The sequence below is a fragment of the Pseudomonas sp. B3G-3 genome (genome assembly GCF_028640915.1).
GTDB lineage: Bacteria > Pseudomonadota > Gammaproteobacteria > Pseudomonadales > Pseudomonadaceae > Aquipseudomonas > Aquipseudomonas chlororaphis_I.
Genome location: NZ_JAQZAB010000127.1, coordinates 239,984 through 254,560, shown reverse-complemented (window position 1 = coordinate 254,560; position 14,577 = coordinate 239,984). Strand labels below are relative to the sequence as shown.

Annotated in this window: 11 protein-coding genes; 6 read left to right on the top strand and 5 right to left on the bottom strand. The window is 63.5% G+C overall.

Translation table 11 applies throughout. The features are described from left to right. Positions 1 to 47: 47 nt before the first annotated feature. From pabB to rloA, 4 genes are all read right to left on the bottom strand, one after another. Positions 48 to 1,391: an aminodeoxychorismate synthase component I gene (gene pabB, locus PVZ80_RS28720; RefSeq protein WP_110176104.1), complete on the bottom strand. Its 1,344-nt coding sequence runs from the start codon at positions 1,389 to 1,391 to the stop codon at positions 48 to 50. 223 nt (positions 1,392 to 1,614) lie between these two features. Further along, complete coding sequence (locus PVZ80_RS28715; RefSeq protein ID WP_009047893.1) at positions 1,615 to 2,601, bottom strand: alpha-L-glutamate ligase-like protein; 987 nt, start codon at positions 2,599 to 2,601, stop codon at positions 1,615 to 1,617. Further along, positions 2,601 to 4,133, bottom strand: a complete 1,533-nt coding sequence (rloB, locus tag PVZ80_RS28710) for an osmotic stress tolerance membrane protein RloB (RefSeq protein WP_009047894.1) — start codon at positions 4,131 to 4,133, stop codon at positions 2,601 to 2,603. Before rloB ends, PVZ80_RS28715 begins: the two co-directional genes overlap by 1 nt. 5 nt (positions 4,134 to 4,138) lie before the next feature. Then, positions 4,139 to 4,681: a retropepsin-like aspartic peptidase RloA gene (gene rloA, locus PVZ80_RS28705; RefSeq protein WP_009047895.1), complete on the bottom strand. Its 543-nt coding sequence runs from the start codon at positions 4,679 to 4,681 to the stop codon at positions 4,139 to 4,141. Between the two features lie 269 nt (positions 4,682 to 4,950). Here rloA and PVZ80_RS28700 point away from each other — a divergent pair, with 269 nt between their 5' ends. The 6 genes from PVZ80_RS28700 to prpD all read left to right on the top strand — a co-directional run bounded on the left by PVZ80_RS28700 (position 4,951) and on the right by prpD (position 13,561). Beyond that, the gene (locus PVZ80_RS28700; protein WP_009047896.1) at positions 4,951 to 5,673 is read left to right on the top strand and encodes a GntR family transcriptional regulator; all 723 of its coding nucleotides are present in this window, start codon (positions 4,951 to 4,953) and stop codon (positions 5,671 to 5,673) included. Next, positions 5,670 to 6,566 (top strand): methylisocitrate lyase, encoded by an 897-nt coding sequence (gene prpB / locus PVZ80_RS28695; RefSeq protein WP_016704988.1) that lies wholly within the window; start codon positions 5,670 to 5,672, stop codon positions 6,564 to 6,566. Before PVZ80_RS28700 ends, prpB begins: the two co-directional genes overlap by 4 nt. A 176-nt stretch (positions 6,567 to 6,742) precedes the next feature. Further along, the gene (gene prpC, locus PVZ80_RS28690; RefSeq protein ID WP_025804288.1) at positions 6,743 to 7,870 is read left to right on the top strand and encodes a bifunctional 2-methylcitrate synthase/citrate synthase; all 1,128 of its coding nucleotides are present in this window, start codon (positions 6,743 to 6,745) and stop codon (positions 7,868 to 7,870) included. 174 nt (positions 7,871 to 8,044) lie between these two features. After that, a complete protein-coding gene (gene acnD, locus PVZ80_RS28685; RefSeq protein WP_028681997.1) occupies positions 8,045 to 10,639 on the top strand; it encodes a Fe/S-dependent 2-methylisocitrate dehydratase AcnD in 2,595 nt (864 codons plus the stop codon). Positions 10,640 to 10,699: 60 nt separating this feature from the next. Continuing rightward, positions 10,700 to 11,890: a 2-methylaconitate cis-trans isomerase PrpF gene (prpF, locus tag PVZ80_RS28680; protein WP_273864878.1), complete on the top strand. Its 1,191-nt coding sequence runs from the start codon at positions 10,700 to 10,702 to the stop codon at positions 11,888 to 11,890. Between the two features lie 186 nt (positions 11,891 to 12,076). Continuing rightward, on the top strand, positions 12,077 to 13,561 hold the full coding sequence (gene prpD / locus PVZ80_RS28675; protein ID WP_273864877.1) for a 2-methylcitrate dehydratase: 1,485 nt from the start codon (positions 12,077 to 12,079) through the stop codon (positions 13,559 to 13,561). A 108-nt stretch (positions 13,562 to 13,669) separates the two neighbouring features. On the opposite strand, the gene ppsR is transcribed toward prpD, so the two are convergent. Next, positions 13,670 to 14,488 (bottom strand): posphoenolpyruvate synthetase regulatory kinase/phosphorylase PpsR, encoded by an 819-nt coding sequence (ppsR, locus tag PVZ80_RS28670; RefSeq protein ID WP_007927505.1) that lies wholly within the window; start codon positions 14,486 to 14,488, stop codon positions 13,670 to 13,672. Positions 14,489 to 14,577 lie beyond the last annotated feature (89 nt).

The following is a 14,577-nucleotide window of genomic DNA, read 5'->3' as shown; positions in this document are numbered from 1 at the left end:
GACCCGTAGGAGCGAGCGCGCGGCGATCCGACTTGCCCACGATGCCTTTAAAGGCTCTGCAAGGTCTCCAGCAGCACCTTCACCTTGGTGATGGACTCCTGATACTCGGCCTGCCAGTCCGAGTCCGCGACAATCCCGCCACCGCCCCAGCAGCAGACCTGCCCGTCCTTGACCAGCAGGCTGCGGATGGCGATCGAGCTGTCCATCTCGCCCCGCACATCCAGGTACAGCAACGAACCGCAATACAGCCCGCGCCGGGTCGGCTCCAGCTCGTCGATGATCTGCATGGCGCGGATCTTCGGCGCGCCGGTGATCGAGCCGCCAGGGAAGCTGCCGGCGATCAGGTCCAGTGCGTCCTTGTCGTCCGCCAGCTCGCCGGTGACGCTACTCACCAGGTGATGCACATTCGGGTAGCTTTCCAGGCTGAACAGCTCCGGCACCCGCACCGAGCCGATGCGGCAGGTGCGGCCCAGGTCGTTGCGCAGCAGGTCGACGATCATCAGGTTTTCCGCGCGGTCCTTGGGGCTGGCCAGCAGCTCGGCGGCGTTCGCCGCGTCTTCGGCGGCATCCTGGCTGCGTGGGCGGGTGCCCTTGATCGGCCGGGTTTCCACCTGGCGCTCACTGATCCGCACGAAGCGCTCCGGCGACAGGCTCAGCACCGCGCCACCTTCCGGCAGGCTCTGGAACCCGGAAAAAGGCGTGGGGCAGGCCGCGCGCAGCGCGCAGTAGGCAGCCCACGGATCGCCGACGCAGGGCGCGCGAAAGCGTTGGGCGAAGTTGACCTGATAGCAGTCGCCGGCCTGGATGTACGCCTGGATACGCTCGAACGCCTGTTGATACTGCGCGGCGCTGAGGTCGGGGCGCATCGGCCCGCTGAGTTTGAAGCTGCCGTCGGTGCTGGCCGGCACCTGGCTGAACAGGGCGATCAGGCGCTGGCGTTCGGCGGCGACGACGGCCGGGTGGAACACCAGTTGGCTGGTGCACTGCTGATGGTCGCTGATCAGCGCCCAGTCGTAGAGGCCGAAGCGCGCATCGGGCAGTTGCAGGTCATCCAGGGCCTGGCTGGGCAGGCGTTCCAGGTGGCGTCCGAAGTCGTAGCTCAGGTAGCCGATCAGCCCGCCGGCAAAAGGCAGCTGGTAAGGCGCGGGGATCGCCGCCTGGCCCAGCTGATCCAGATTGAGCCGCAGGCGTTGCAGGAAATCTTCGCCGCTTTCGTCCTTGAGGACGGCCAGCTGGGCCCGTGGCCAGGCGCTGAGCAGGTCGTAGCGGCCGCGCTCGGCACTGGGCCGGCCGCTGTCGAGCAGGACGGCGCCAGGGGCATGACGGATCGCCGCGAAATACTCGGCGGGGTTGGGGCGATAGGGCAGCGGGTGTACGGAGCAGGTCGACATGCGGGGCGGATCAGCCATCGGAGGAGCGCGGCTGGCGATTGTAGTCCCCTCAAGGATTTGCTCCTAGTGGGGATGTCGGGGATTGCCCGGTTTACGACGCATCGCACTGTAGCCGCTGCCGCAGGCTGCGATAAGACCGAAGGTCTTCCAGCGCCCATAAGGACGCCACGGCCGTGCCGGCCGATCGCAGCCTGCGGCAGCGGCTACAGGTCAATGCCGTGGATCAGCCTTCCACCGCCGGGATATGGCCGAACAGATCCTGGGCAAACTGCACGCGCTGCTCGACGGTTTCGCTGATGCCGCGGGCTTTCAGCTCTGCCAGGTGCGCTTCGACCGCGTGGGTGCGCTGGGTCAGGCCGCAGTCGTTGGCGATCTGGATGTTCAGGCCGGGGCGGGCGTTGAGCTCGAGGATCAGCGGGCCCTTTTCCTGGTCCAGCACCATGTCGACCCCGATGTAGCCCAGGCCGCACAGCTCGTAGCAGCCGGCCGCCAGCTTCATGAAGCCGTCCCAGTAGGGCAGCTGCACGCCGTCCACCGCGTTGGTGGTGTCCGGGTGCTTGGCGATGATGTTGTTCAGCCAGGTACCGCGCAGGGTCAGGCCGGTAGCCAGGTCGACACCGACGCCGATGGCGCCCTGGTGCAGGTTGGCCTTGCCGCCGGACTGGCGGGTCGGCAGGCGCAGCATGGCCATCACCGGGTAGCCCATGAGCACGATGATGCGGATGTCCGGCACGCCTTCGTAGCTGATGCTCTTGAAGATCTGGTCCGGGGTCACCCGGTATTCGATCAGCGCCCGGTCACGGTGGCCGCCCAGGGAATAGAGGCCGGTGAGGATGCTGGAGATGTGGTGCTCGATTTCTTCATGACTGATGATCTTGCCCGACACCGTGCGGTAGCGACCCTCGAAACGGTCGGCGATCACGATGATGCCGTCGCCGCCGGCGCCTTGCGCCGGCTTGATCACGAAGTCGTTGCGCCCGCCGATGATCTCGCCGAGCTTGTCGATTTCCTTCTCGGTGGAGATCACGCCATACAGTTCCGGCACATGGATGCCGGCCTTGATCGCGCGTTCCTTGGTGATGATCTTGTCGTCGACGATCGGGTACAGGCTGCGCTTGTTGTACTTGAGCACGTAGTCCGCGTTACGCCGATTGATCCCCATGATGCCCCGGGCTTCCAGGGCCTTCCAGGTCTTCCACAGGCCGAACATTACGAATCAGCCTTGACGAAGGCTTTGAAACGGATCAGCTCGGTCAGGCGGTAGCCGCGGTAGCGACCCATCGCCAGCATGAAGCCCACCAGGATCAGCAGCATCGCCGGGAAGGTGAAGACGAAGTAGATCAGCTCCGGCACGCTCATGATCAGGTGGGCCAGGGAGGCGGCGAACAGCGTGCCGATGGCGACTTTCATCGCGTGGCCGGCGCCACGTTCTTCCCAGGTGATCGACAGGCGTTCGATGGTCATGGTCAGGATCACCATCGGGAACAGGGCGACCGACAGGCCGCGTTCCAGGCCGAGCTTGTGGCTGAACAGGCTGATGGCGGCGATCAGCACCACGACGAAGGTCAGCACCACCGACAGCCGCGGCAGCATCTGCAGCTTCAGGTGTTCCAGGTAGGACCTGAGCGACAGCCCGAGCGCGGTGATTACGGTGAACAGCACGATGCCGAAGCCCAGCTGGGTTTCGCGGAAGGCCAGGGCGATCAGCACCGGGGTGAAGGTACCCAGGGTCTGCAGGCCGATCAGGTTGCGCAGCACCAGGATCACCAGCACGCCGATCGGGATCATCACCATGATCATGAAGGTCTGCTGGGTCTGCAGCGGCAGGCCGTACAGCGAGTATTCGAGGAAGTTGGCGTCGGTGTTCTCGTCGGTCAGCTTGGCCAGGCGAATGGCGTTCATTTCGCTGTTGTTCAGGCTGAAGGTGACGGTGGCTTTCTTGCCGCCATCGACGGTGATCAGGCTGTCGTCACCGATCCACCACAACAGGCGGTCGCTGGGCAGGCCCTGTTCGCCGGTTTCCGGGTTGAAGTACAGCCAGTCGGTACCGTTGAAGCTGCGCAGCCACAGTTCCGGAGCCTGCGGCTGGTCGGCCACCAGGCGGATGGTGTGGACCTTTTCCATCGGCACGTGGGCGATGGACAGCAGCAGGTCGACGATCTTGGCCTTGTTCGCCGGCGACGGATCGCCCGCCAGGAGCATCTTGGCGTTGTCGTCGCTGCTGTTGTTGACCCGCTTGATGGCTTCGCTGATGAAGGTCTCGACGTCGGCCGAGTGCTGGCGGATCGGCGCGAGCAGGGCTTCGGCGGCGATCTTTTCCGGGCCTTCGACGGCGATGCTGTCGCGAAAGGTCGGGCCCTTGATCTTGGCTTTTTCCGCGGTGTAGCGCTTGGTCAGGACCAGGCGGTAGTAGAGGGTCTGGTTGCCCTTGGCGCGGCGTGCCGACCAGGTGACCTTGCGGTTGCCGTCGACGCGGTTCACCGCCACCCCGTAGTTATTGGAAATGAAGCTCTCGTTCAGGCTGACGTAGTCGCGGCTCAGGGGCGGCACGAACATCTGGATCTTGATCGGGTCCTTGGCGTTGGCGACGAATTCGACCTTGGCGTCGATGTTCCACAGGTCGTCGGTGGCGTCTTCGGTCACCGGGATGCCGAGCACGAAAATCTGATAGGCCGTGATCGAGATGCCCAGCACCACCAGGATGGCGATCAGGATTTTCAGATGGAGGGTAAGAGAGCGCATTGGAATTACTCTGCGGTATGAGCGTCGGTGGCGCAGGCAGGTTTGCCAGCAGCGTATTTAAGACTGGGGTCGACCAGTGCATCGAAGCGCTTGAGCGCTTCGGAGCCGATCAAGAGCGGGTATTGGAATGCACTGCGGTCGGTCAAGTTCACTTCTATGCTGCGCAGGGCTGTGCCCATGCAGATATCCAGCTCGATGACCGGGCGCGCGGTGTACTTCTTGTTGTTTTCCTCATCGGGGTCGTAGTCGCCGGCGCGGCGCTTGATCTTGCTGACGCGGGCCAGCGGACGTTCGATGGGGTGGGAATGGGCGGCGTCGATGGCCAGATAGAAGCGTACCCAGGACTCGCCATTGCGCTTGAAACGCTTGATATCGCGGGCGCTGAGGGAGGCGGTCTTGGCGCCGGTGTCGAGCTTGGCGGCGACTTCCAGGTCGATCCCGGACAGTCTGGCGTATTCATTCAGACCGTAAACGGTCTTGCCGGCGGCGGCACTCAGGCCCGGCAGGCCGAGCAGGCAGAACAGTATGGAGAAGGCCTTGAGTCTCATAGATCCTGGTGCGTTGCATGGGTTCTTCAGTTCAAGGCGACTGGCATTGCTGCGCAAGCTCCCTCGTGTGCTGCCTTATTAATGTGACAGGCAAATGCGGGCGGCATTCTAGCATGCTGGTTTTATGGCGCCAGCGGCGGGGCGGGGGCTTTTGTGCCGGTTTGGTGCAAAGGGTTATTAGACGATTGTCGACAATATCTATTTTTCCTTTGACTGGTTGGCTTGTATTGGCTAGTTTTTGTCGCATTGATTTTCAAGGTGTCGACAATATGCTGGATCAGCTCGATCCCCCCGCCGTGACGCAGGACGATTCGGAAACCTTGTCCGAAAACGTCTTCAGGCGCATTCAGGCGGCCATCGTCAAGGGCGAGATCGCCCCGGGCAGCAAGATTTCCGAGCCGGAACTGGCGCGCACCTATGGCATCAGCCGCGGCCCGCTGCGCGAGGCGATCCACCGCCTGGAAGGCCAGCGCCTGCTGGTGCGGGTGCCCCATGTCGGGGCGCGGGTGGTGTCCCTGAGCCATGCCGAGCTGATCGAGCTTTATGAAATCCGCGAGTCCCTGGAAGGCATGGCCTGCCGCCTGGCCGCCGAACGCATGACCAACGAGGAAATCGACGAGCTGCGCCGGGTGCTCGATACCCACGAGCGCGACGCGGCGTTCCAGGCCGGGGTCGGCTACTACCAGCAGGAAGGCGATTTCGACTTCCACTACCGGATCATCCAGGGCGCGGGCAACCGCACCCTCACGCAGATGCTCTGCGGCGAGCTGTACCAGCTGGTGCGCATGTACCGCATCCAGTTTTCCGCCACGCCCAACCGCCCGCACCAGGCGTTCGCCGAGCACCACCGGATTCTCGATGCCATTGCCGATCGCGACGGCGAACTGGCCGAGTTGTTGATGCGCCGTCACATCGGCGCTTCCAAACGCAACATTGCCCGTCATTACCAGGACGGCGCCAAGCAGACAGCCACTCCACGAGGTGAGTCATGAGTTCCAATAATAAGAGCACTCCAGGCCAGCGCTTTCGCGATGCGGTCGCCAGCGAACGACCGTTGCAGGTGGTCGGCGCCATCAATGCCAACCATGCGCTGCTGGCCAAGCGCGCCGGGTTCAAGGCGATCTACCTGTCCGGTGGCGGGGTGGCGGCCGGCTCCCTCGGCGTGCCGGACCTGGGCATCACCGGGCTCGACGACGTGCTGACCGACGTGCGCCGCATCACCGACGTCTGCGACCTGCCGCTGCTGGTGGACGTGGACACCGGTTTCGGTTCGTCGGCGTTCAACGTGGCGCGCACCGTCAAGTCGATGATCAAGTTCGGCGCGGCGGCGATTCACATCGAGGACCAGGTCGGCGCCAAGCGCTGCGGCCATCGTCCGAACAAAGAGATCGTCTCCCAGCAGGAAATGGTCGACCGTATCAAGGCCGCGGTGGATGCCCGCACCGACGACAGCTTCGTGATCATGGCCCGTACCGACGCCCTGGCGGTGGAGGGGCTGGAGTCGGCCCTGGACCGCGCCGCCGCCTGCATCGAGGCCGGTGCCGACATGGTGTTCCCGGAAGCCATCACTGAGCTGGAGATGTACAAGATCTTCGCCAGCCGGGTGAAAGCGCCGATCCTGGCCAACATCACCGAGTTCGGCGCCACGCCGCTGTACACCACCGAACAACTGAAATCCGTGGATGTTTCCCTGGTGCTGTACCCGCTGTCGGCGTTCCGTGCCATGAACAAGGCGGCGGAAAACGTCTACACCGCGATCCGTCGCGACGGTACCCAGCAGAACGTGATCGACACCATGCAGACCCGCATGGAGCTGTACGACCGCATCGACTACCACGCCTTCGAGCAGAAGCTCGATGCGCTGTTCGCCCAGAAGAAAAGCTGAACCAACCTTTGTAGGAGCGAGGCTTGCCCGCGATGGACGTTAACGACAACGCGCAGCCCCTGATACACCGGGGTGTGTCGATCAGCATCGCGAGCCGCTTCGTTCCTGCGGTGTCGGGGTGAGCCCCGACCCATGAAGTTGCCGATTCCCTAACAAATTCAAGATTGGAGAGAGCAATGGCCGAAGCAAAAGTATTGAGTGGCGCTGGCCTGCGTGGCCAGGTGGCCGGACAGACTGCCTTGTCGACCGTGGGCCAGGCCGGTGCCGGGCTGACCTACCGGGGTTACGACGTCCGCGAACTGGCGGCCGACGCGCAGTTCGAGGAAGTGGCCTACCTGCTGCTGTACGGCGAGCTGCCGACCCAGGCGCAACTGGACGCCTACGCCCAGAAGCTGAGCAAGCTGCGCGACCTGCCGCAGGCGCTGAAAGAAGTGCTGGAACGCATTCCGGCCGACGCCCATCCGATGGATGTGATGCGCACCGGCTGTTCGTTCCTCGGCAATATCGAGCCGGAACAGGACTTCTCCCAACAGCGTGACGTCACCGACCGCCTGCTGGCCGCGTTCCCGGCGATCATGTGCTACTGGTACCGCTTCAGCCACGACGGCAAGCGCATCGATTGCGTGACCGACGAGCCGTGCATCGGCAGCCACTTCCTGCACCTGCTGCACGACAAGAAACCGAGCGAGCTGCACGTCAAGGTGATGAACGTGTCGCTGATCCTCTACGCCGAGCACGAATTCAACGCCTCGACCTTCACCGCCCGGGTCTGTGCCTCGACCCTGTCCGACCTGTACTCCTGCGTTACTGCGGCCATCGGTTCGCTGCGCGGCCCGCTGCATGGCGGCGCCAATGAGGCGGCGATGGAGATGATCGAGCGCTTTGCTTCGCCGGAAGAGGCGATCAAGGGCACCCTCGGCATGCTCGAGCGCAAGGACAAGATCATGGGCTTTGGCCACGCGATCTATAAAGACAACGACCCGCGCAACGAGGTGATCAAGGGCTGGTCGAAAAAGCTCGCTGACGAAGTGGGCGATAAGGTGTTGTTCCCGGTTTCCGAAGCCATCGACAAGACCATGTGGGAGCAGAAGAAGCTGTTCCCCAACGCCGACTTCTACCATGCCTCGGCGTACCACTTCATGGGCATCCCGACCAAGCTGTTCACCCCGATCTTCGTCTGCTCGCGCCTGACTGGCTGGGCGGCCCACGTGTTCGAACAGCGCGCCAACAACCGCATCATTCGTCCAAGCGCCGAGTACGTCGGCGTCGAGCAGCGCAAGTTCGTGCCAATCGAACGTCGCTGAATGGTGGCTGCTTAAAAACCCAGAGCCCTGCAGGAGCGAGGCTTGCCCGCGAAGACGGACTGACATTCAACATCGATGTTGGCCGTTACACCGCTATCGCGAGCAAGCTTCGCTCCTACAGGGAGCGATTTCAGCAGCATCACCTTTTGCAATCACCGTGACCGAGTCCTGACGATGAACACAGAATTTCGTAAACCGTTACCCGGTACCCGACTGGACTACTTCGACACCCGCGCGGCTGTCGAGGCGATCCAGCCCGGCGCCTACGACACCTTGCCGTACACCTCGCGCGTGCTCGCGGAAAACCTGGTGCGTCGTTGCGATCCGGCGACCCTGACCGATTCCCTGAAGCAATTGATCGAACGCAAGCGCGACCTCGACTTCCCGTGGTTTCCGGCCCGTGTGGTGTGCCACGACATTCTCGGCCAGACCGCCCTGGTGGATTTGGCCGGCCTGCGCGACGCCATCGCCGACCAGGGTGGCGACCCGGCCCAGGTCAACCCGGTGGTGCCGACCCAGTTGATCGTCGACCACTCGCTGGCGGTGGAGTGCGGCGGCTTCGACCCGGATGCGTTCGCCAAGAACCGCGCGGTGGAAGACCGGCGCAACGAAGACCGTTTCCACTTCATCAACTGGACCAAGAAAGCCTTCAAGAACGTCGACGTGATCCCGCCGGGCAACGGCATCATGCACCAGATCAACCTGGAGAAAATGTCGCCGGTGATCCAGGCGCGCGATGGCGTGGCCTTTCCCGATACCTGCGTCGGCACCGACAGCCATACCCCACACGTGGATGCCTTGGGCGTGATCGCCATCGGCGTCGGCGGCCTGGAAGCCGAAAGCGTGATGCTCGGCCGGGCGTCCTGGATGCGCCTGCCGGAAATCGTCGGCGTCGAGCTGACCGGCAAGCTGCAACCGGGCATCACCGCCACCGACATGGTGCTGGCGCTGACCGAGTTCCTGCGCAAGCAGAAGGTGGTGGGCGCCTACCTTGAGTTCTTCGGCGCAGGCGCCGCGGCGCTGACCCTGGGCGACCGCGCGACCATCTCCAACATGGCCCCGGAATACGGTGCCACCGCGGCGATGTTCTACATCGACCAGCAGACTATCGACTACCTCAAGCTCACCGGTCGTGAAGACGAACAAGTGCAACTGGTCGAGACCTATGCCAAACAGGCCGGCCTGTGGGCCGACAGCCTGAAAGACGCCCAGTACGAGCGCGGCTTGCAGTTCGACCTGTCCTCGGTGGTGCGCAACATGGCGGGCCCGAGCAACCCCCACGCCCGGGTGGCGACCAGCGACCTGGCGGCCAAGGGCATCGCCGGCCAGTGGGAAGAGGTGCCGGGGCAAATGCCCGATGGCGCGGTGATCATCGCGGCCATCACCAGTTGCACCAACACCAGCAACCCGCGCAACGTGATCGCCGCCGGCCTGCTGGCGCGCAACGCCAACAAACTCGGCCTGACCCGCAAACCCTGGGTCAAGTCGTCGCTGGCACCGGGTTCCAAGACCGTGGCCATGTATCTGGACGAAGCGGGCTTGACCCACGAACTGGAGCAATTGGGCTTTGGCGTCGTGGCCTTTGCCTGCACCACCTGCAACGGCATGTCCGGTGCGCTGGACCCGGTGATTCAGAAAGAAATCATCGACCGCGACCTGTACGCCACCGCGGTGCTGTCGGGCAACCGCAACTTCGACGGACGCATCCACCCCTATGCCAAGCAGGCGTTCCTCGCGTCGCCGCCGCTGGTGGTGGCTTACGCGATTGCCGGGACCATCCGCTTCGACATCGAGAAGGACGTGCTGGGCCTGGACGCCAACGGCAAGGAAATCCGCCTCAAGGACATCTGGCCGAGCGACGAAGAGATCGACGCGGTGGTCAAGGCTTCGGTGAAGCCCGAGCAGTTCCGCAAGGTGTACATCCCGATGTTCGCCATTCACGAAGACACCGGGCCCAAGGTCGAGCCGCTGTACGACTGGCGCGAGATGAGTACCTACATCCGTCGTCCGCCGTACTGGGAAGGCGCCCTGGCCGGCGCGCGCAGCCTGACCGGCATGCGTCCGCTGGCGGTGCTGCCGGACAACATCACCACCGATCACCTGTCGCCGTCCAACGCCATCATGCTCGACAGCGCGGCGGGTGAGTACCTGGCGAAAATGGGCCTGCCGGAAGAGGACTTCAACTCTTACGCGACCCACCGCGGTGACCATCTGACTGCGCAACGCGCGACCTTCGCCAACCCGAAACTGTTCAACGAAATGGTCCAGGAAGGCGGCAAGGTCAAGCAGGGTTCGCTGGCGCGGATCGAGCCGGAAGGCCAGGTCACCCGGATGTGGGAAGCCATCGAAACCTATATGCAGCGCAAGCAGCCGCTGATCATCATCGCCGGTGCCGACTACGGCCAGGGTTCGTCCCGTGACTGGGCGGCCAAGGGCGTGCGCCTGGCCGGGGTGGAGGCCATCGCCGCCGAAGGCTTCGAGCGCATCCACCGCACCAACCTGGTGGGCATGGGCGTATTGCCGCTGGAGTTCAAGCCGGGCACCGACCGCAAGACCCTGGGCATCGACGGTACCGAAACCTTCGATGTGGTGGGCGAGCGCAAGCCGCGCGCCACCCTGACCCTGGTGATCCGGCGCAAGAACGGCGAGCGCATCGAGGTGCCGGTGACCTGCCGTCTCGACACCGCCGAAGAGGTGTCGATCTACGAAGCGGGCGGCGTGTTGCAGCGCTTTGCCCAGGACTTCCTCGAATCGGCTGTCGCCAGTTAAGTGACGTACCGGGGGCGGGCCGCAAGGCGCCGCCCTCGGTCTTTATCAGGACCGAAATCCATGGCTTTCGTAGCGCAAATCAAGATTCCCGCCACCTACATGCGTGGCGGCACCAGCAAGGGCGTGTTCTTCAGCCTGCAAGACCTGCCCGAGGCGGCGCAACTGCCGGGGGCGGCCCGCGATGCGTTGCTGTTGCGGGTGATCGGCAGCCCCGACCCGTACGACAAGCAGATCGATGGCATGGGCGGCGCCACGTCCAGCACCAGCAAGACGGTGATCCTGTCGAAAAGCATCAAGCCCGGTCACGACGTGGATTACCTGTTCGGCCAGGTCTCCATCGACAAGCCTTTCGTCGACTGGAGCGGCAACTGCGGCAACCTGTCGGCGGCGGTCGGTTCCTTCGCCATCAGCAGTGGCCTGGTGGATGCCGAGCGCATCCCGCAGAACGGCGTGGCCGTGGTGCGTATCTGGCAGGCCAATATCGGCAAGACCATCATCGCCCATGTGCCGATGACCAACGGCGCGGTGCAGGAAACCGGCGATTTCGAACTGGATGGTGTGACCTTCCCGGCAGCTGAGGTGCAGCTGGAGTTCATGGAGCCGGCGGCCGAGGAAGAGGGCGCCGGCGGTTCGATGTTCCCCACCGGCAACCTGGTGGACGACCTGGAGGTGCCGGGAGTCGGGACTTTCCAGGCCACCATGATCAATGCCGGGATCCCGACCATCTTCATCAATGCCCGCGACATCGGCTACAGCGGCACCGAGCTGCAGGGCGATATCAACGGCGACCCCAAGGCGCTGGCGATGTTCGAGACCATCCGCGCCCACGGCGCGCTGCGCATGGGGCTGATCCAGCACCTGGACGAAGCGGCCAAGCGCCAACACACGCCCAAGGTCGCCTTTGTCGCTCCGCCGGCGGACTACCAGGCGTCCAGCGGCAAGGCGGTGAAGGCTGCCGATATCGATCTGCTGGTGCGCGCGCTGTCCATGGGCAAGCTGCACCACGCGATGATGGGCACCGCTGCGGTGGCCATTGGTACGGCGGCGGCGATTCCCGGCACCCTGGTCAACCTCGCGGCCGGCGGCGGTGAGCGCAGCGCGGTGCGTTTCGGCCACCCGTCGGGGACCTTGCGCGTCGGCGCCGAAGCCGTGCAGGACAACGGCGAATGGAGCGTGACCAAGGCCATCATGAGCCGCAGCGCACGGGTCTTGATGGAAGGCTGGGTGCGTGTGCCTGGCGACGCTTTCTAAAAACACACCACCCTTGTAGGAGCGAGCTTGCTCGCGATAGCGATACCAAGCTCGACATCGATGTCGACAGTCCATCCGTCATCGCGAGCAAGCTCGCTCCTACAATGGGGGTTATAAAAAATAACCCCGATCAGCCTGACCTTGAGGATGCAACCCACACCTAACCCTTGATGGAGTGAACTGCCCATGAGCGCCAACGTTGATCTGAACGAACGCCCCGATTACGACCAGGTCCTGCAGGACATTGCCGATTACGTTCTGAACTACCGGATCGAGTCCCATGAGGCCCTGGATACCGCCCGCAACTGCCTGATGGACACCCTTGGCTGCGGCCTGCTGGCCCTGCGCTTTCCCGAATGCACCAAGCACCTGGGGCCCATGGTCGAGGGCACGGTCGTACCCTTTGGCGCGCGAGTGCCGGGCACCAGTTTCCGCCTGGACCCGGTCAAGGCAGCCTGGGATATCGGCTGCATCGTCCGTTGGCTGGATTACAACGACACCTGGCTCGCCGCCGAGTGGGGCCATCCTTCCGACAACCTCGGCGGCATCCTCGCCGTGGCCGATCACCTGTCGCAAAAGCGCGTGGCCAATGGCGAGGCGCCGCTGACCATGCGCGCGGTGCTCGAGGCCATGATCATGGCCCATGAGATCCAGGGAGTGATCGCCCTGGAGAACTCCTTCAACCGGGTCGGCCTCGACCATGTGCTGCTGGTGAAAGTCGCCTCGACCGCGGTCACCGCCAAACTGATGGGCGCCAACCGCGAACAGCTGCTGGCGGCGCTGTCCCATGCCTTTGTCGATGGCCAGGCGCTGCGCACTTATCGGCATGCGCCGAATGCCGGTTCGCGCAAGTCCTGGGCGGCGGGGGACGCCACGAGTCGTGGTGTGCGCCTGGCGGATATCGCCCTGCGCGGCGAGATGGGCATTCCGGGAGTGCTGAGCGCGCCGCAGTGGGGCTTCTACGACGTGCTGTTCAGCCACACCAACAAGGACCTGGCGCTCAAGCCCGAAGACCAGCGCCGTTTCAGCCTGTCGCAGAAGTACGGCAGTTACGTGATGGAAAACGTGCTGTTCAAGATCAGCTTCCCGGCCGAGTTCCATGCACAGACCGCCTGTGAAGCGGCGGTGACCCTGCATCCGCTGGTACGCAATCGCCTGCACGAGATCGACAGGATCGTCATCACCACCCACGAATCGGCGATCCGCATCATTTCCAAGGTCGGCCCGCTGGCCAACGCCGCCGACCGCGACCACTGCATCCAGTACATGACCGCCGTGCCGCTGGCCTTCGGCAACCTGGTGGCCGAGCACTATGAAGACGGCTTCCATGCCGCCCACCCGATCATCGATCAGTTGCGCGAGAAGATGCAGATAGTCGAAGAGCCGCGCTACACCCGCGAGTACCTGGAAGCCGACAAGCGCTCCATCGCCAATGCGCTACAGGTGTTTTTCAAGGATGGCTCGAGCACCGAGCAGGTGGTGGTGGAATACCCGATCGGCCATCGCCGGCGCCGCGCCGAAGGCGTTCCGCTGCTGGAAGACAAGTTCAAGGCCAACCTGGCCACCCGCTTCACGGCCCAGCGTTCGGCGCAGATCTTTGCCCTGTGCAAGGACCAGGCGCAGCTGGAAGCCACGGCGGTGCACCGGTTCGTGGATCTGTTGGTGATCTGAAGGCAGGGCGGACCGTTGGTCCGATCGCGACAAGCTCGCTCCTACAAGATCTTGTAAGCCATGTAGGGGCGAGCTTGCTCGCGATAGCCTTCTATTGGTCAGATAACGCTACTTGAAGCGCCGCTCGACGCCTTTTTCCACGAGGATCTTCGCCGAGATCTCTTCCACCGAGAAATGCGTGGAATTGATGTGCGGAATGTTCTCGCGGCGGAACAGGTTTTCCACCTCGCGCACTTCGAACTCGCACTGGGCATAGCTCGAATAACGGCTGTTGGGCTTGCGCTCGTTGCGGATGGCGGTGAGCCGGTCGGGGTCGATGGTCAGGCCGAACAGCTTGTGCTGGTGGGCGCGCAGGGCGGTCGGCAGCTGCAGGCGTTCCATGTCGTCTTCGGTCAGCGGGTAGTTGGCGGCGCGGATCCCGAACTGCATGGCCATGTACAGGCAGGTCGGGGTCTTGCCGCAGCGCGACACGCCGACCAGGATCAGGTCGGCCTTGTCGTAGTAGTGGGTGCGGGCGCCGTCGTCGTTGTCGAGGGCGAAGTTCACCGCCTCGATCCGCTCCATATAGTTGGAGTTGCCGCCAATGGAATGGGACTTGCCGACCGAGTACGACGAGTGCTCGCTCAACTCCAGCTCCAGGGGGGCGAGGAAGGTTGAGAAGATGTCGATCATGAAACCATTGGACGTCGCGAGGATCTCACGGATGTCCTGATTGACGATGGTGTCGAAGATAATCGGGCGAAATCCGTCCTTTTCGGCGGCAATGTTGATTTGTTGTACCATGGCCCGCGCTTTATCTACGCTGTCGATATACGGCCGCGTGATTTTGCTGAAGGTAATGTTTTCGAACTGCGCCAGGAGGCTCTGGCCGAGGGTTTCAGCGGTGATGCCGGTACCGTCGGAGATGAAGAAAGCAGATCGTTTCATTTGCACCTTGGGCCTTAAGCTAGTGACGAATCTTGGATATGATAGGCGCGATTTGCCGGCCTCCAATGGCCCGCATTCTCACTTATTTT

Coding starts and splice junctions, on each gene's coding strand:
- acnD (WP_028681997.1), top strand. CDS start 8,045: ATGAACACAGAATTTCGTAAACCGTTACCCGGTACCCGACTGGACTAC.
- pabB (WP_110176104.1), bottom strand. CDS start 1,391: ATGTCGACCTGCTCCGTACACCCGCTGCCCTATCGCCCCAACCCCGCC.
- prpD (WP_273864877.1), top strand. CDS start 12,077: ATGAGCGCCAACGTTGATCTGAACGAACGCCCCGATTACGACCAGGTC.
- rloB (WP_009047894.1), bottom strand. CDS start 4,133: ATGCGCTCTCTTACCCTCCATCTGAAAATCCTGATCGCCATCCTGGTG.
- rloA (WP_009047895.1), bottom strand. CDS start 4,681: ATGAGACTCAAGGCCTTCTCCATACTGTTCTGCCTGCTCGGCCTGCCG.
- prpC (WP_025804288.1), top strand. CDS start 6,743: ATGGCCGAAGCAAAAGTATTGAGTGGCGCTGGCCTGCGTGGCCAGGTG.
- PVZ80_RS28715 (WP_009047893.1), bottom strand. CDS start 2,601: ATGTTCGGCCTGTGGAAGACCTGGAAGGCCCTGGAAGCCCGGGGCATC.
- prpF (WP_273864878.1), top strand. CDS start 10,700: ATGGCTTTCGTAGCGCAAATCAAGATTCCCGCCACCTACATGCGTGGC.
- PVZ80_RS28700 (WP_009047896.1), top strand. CDS start 4,951: ATGCTGGATCAGCTCGATCCCCCCGCCGTGACGCAGGACGATTCGGAA.
- prpB (WP_016704988.1), top strand. CDS start 5,670: ATGAGTTCCAATAATAAGAGCACTCCAGGCCAGCGCTTTCGCGATGCG.
- ppsR (WP_007927505.1), bottom strand. CDS start 14,488: ATGAAACGATCTGCTTTCTTCATCTCCGACGGTACCGGCATCACCGCT.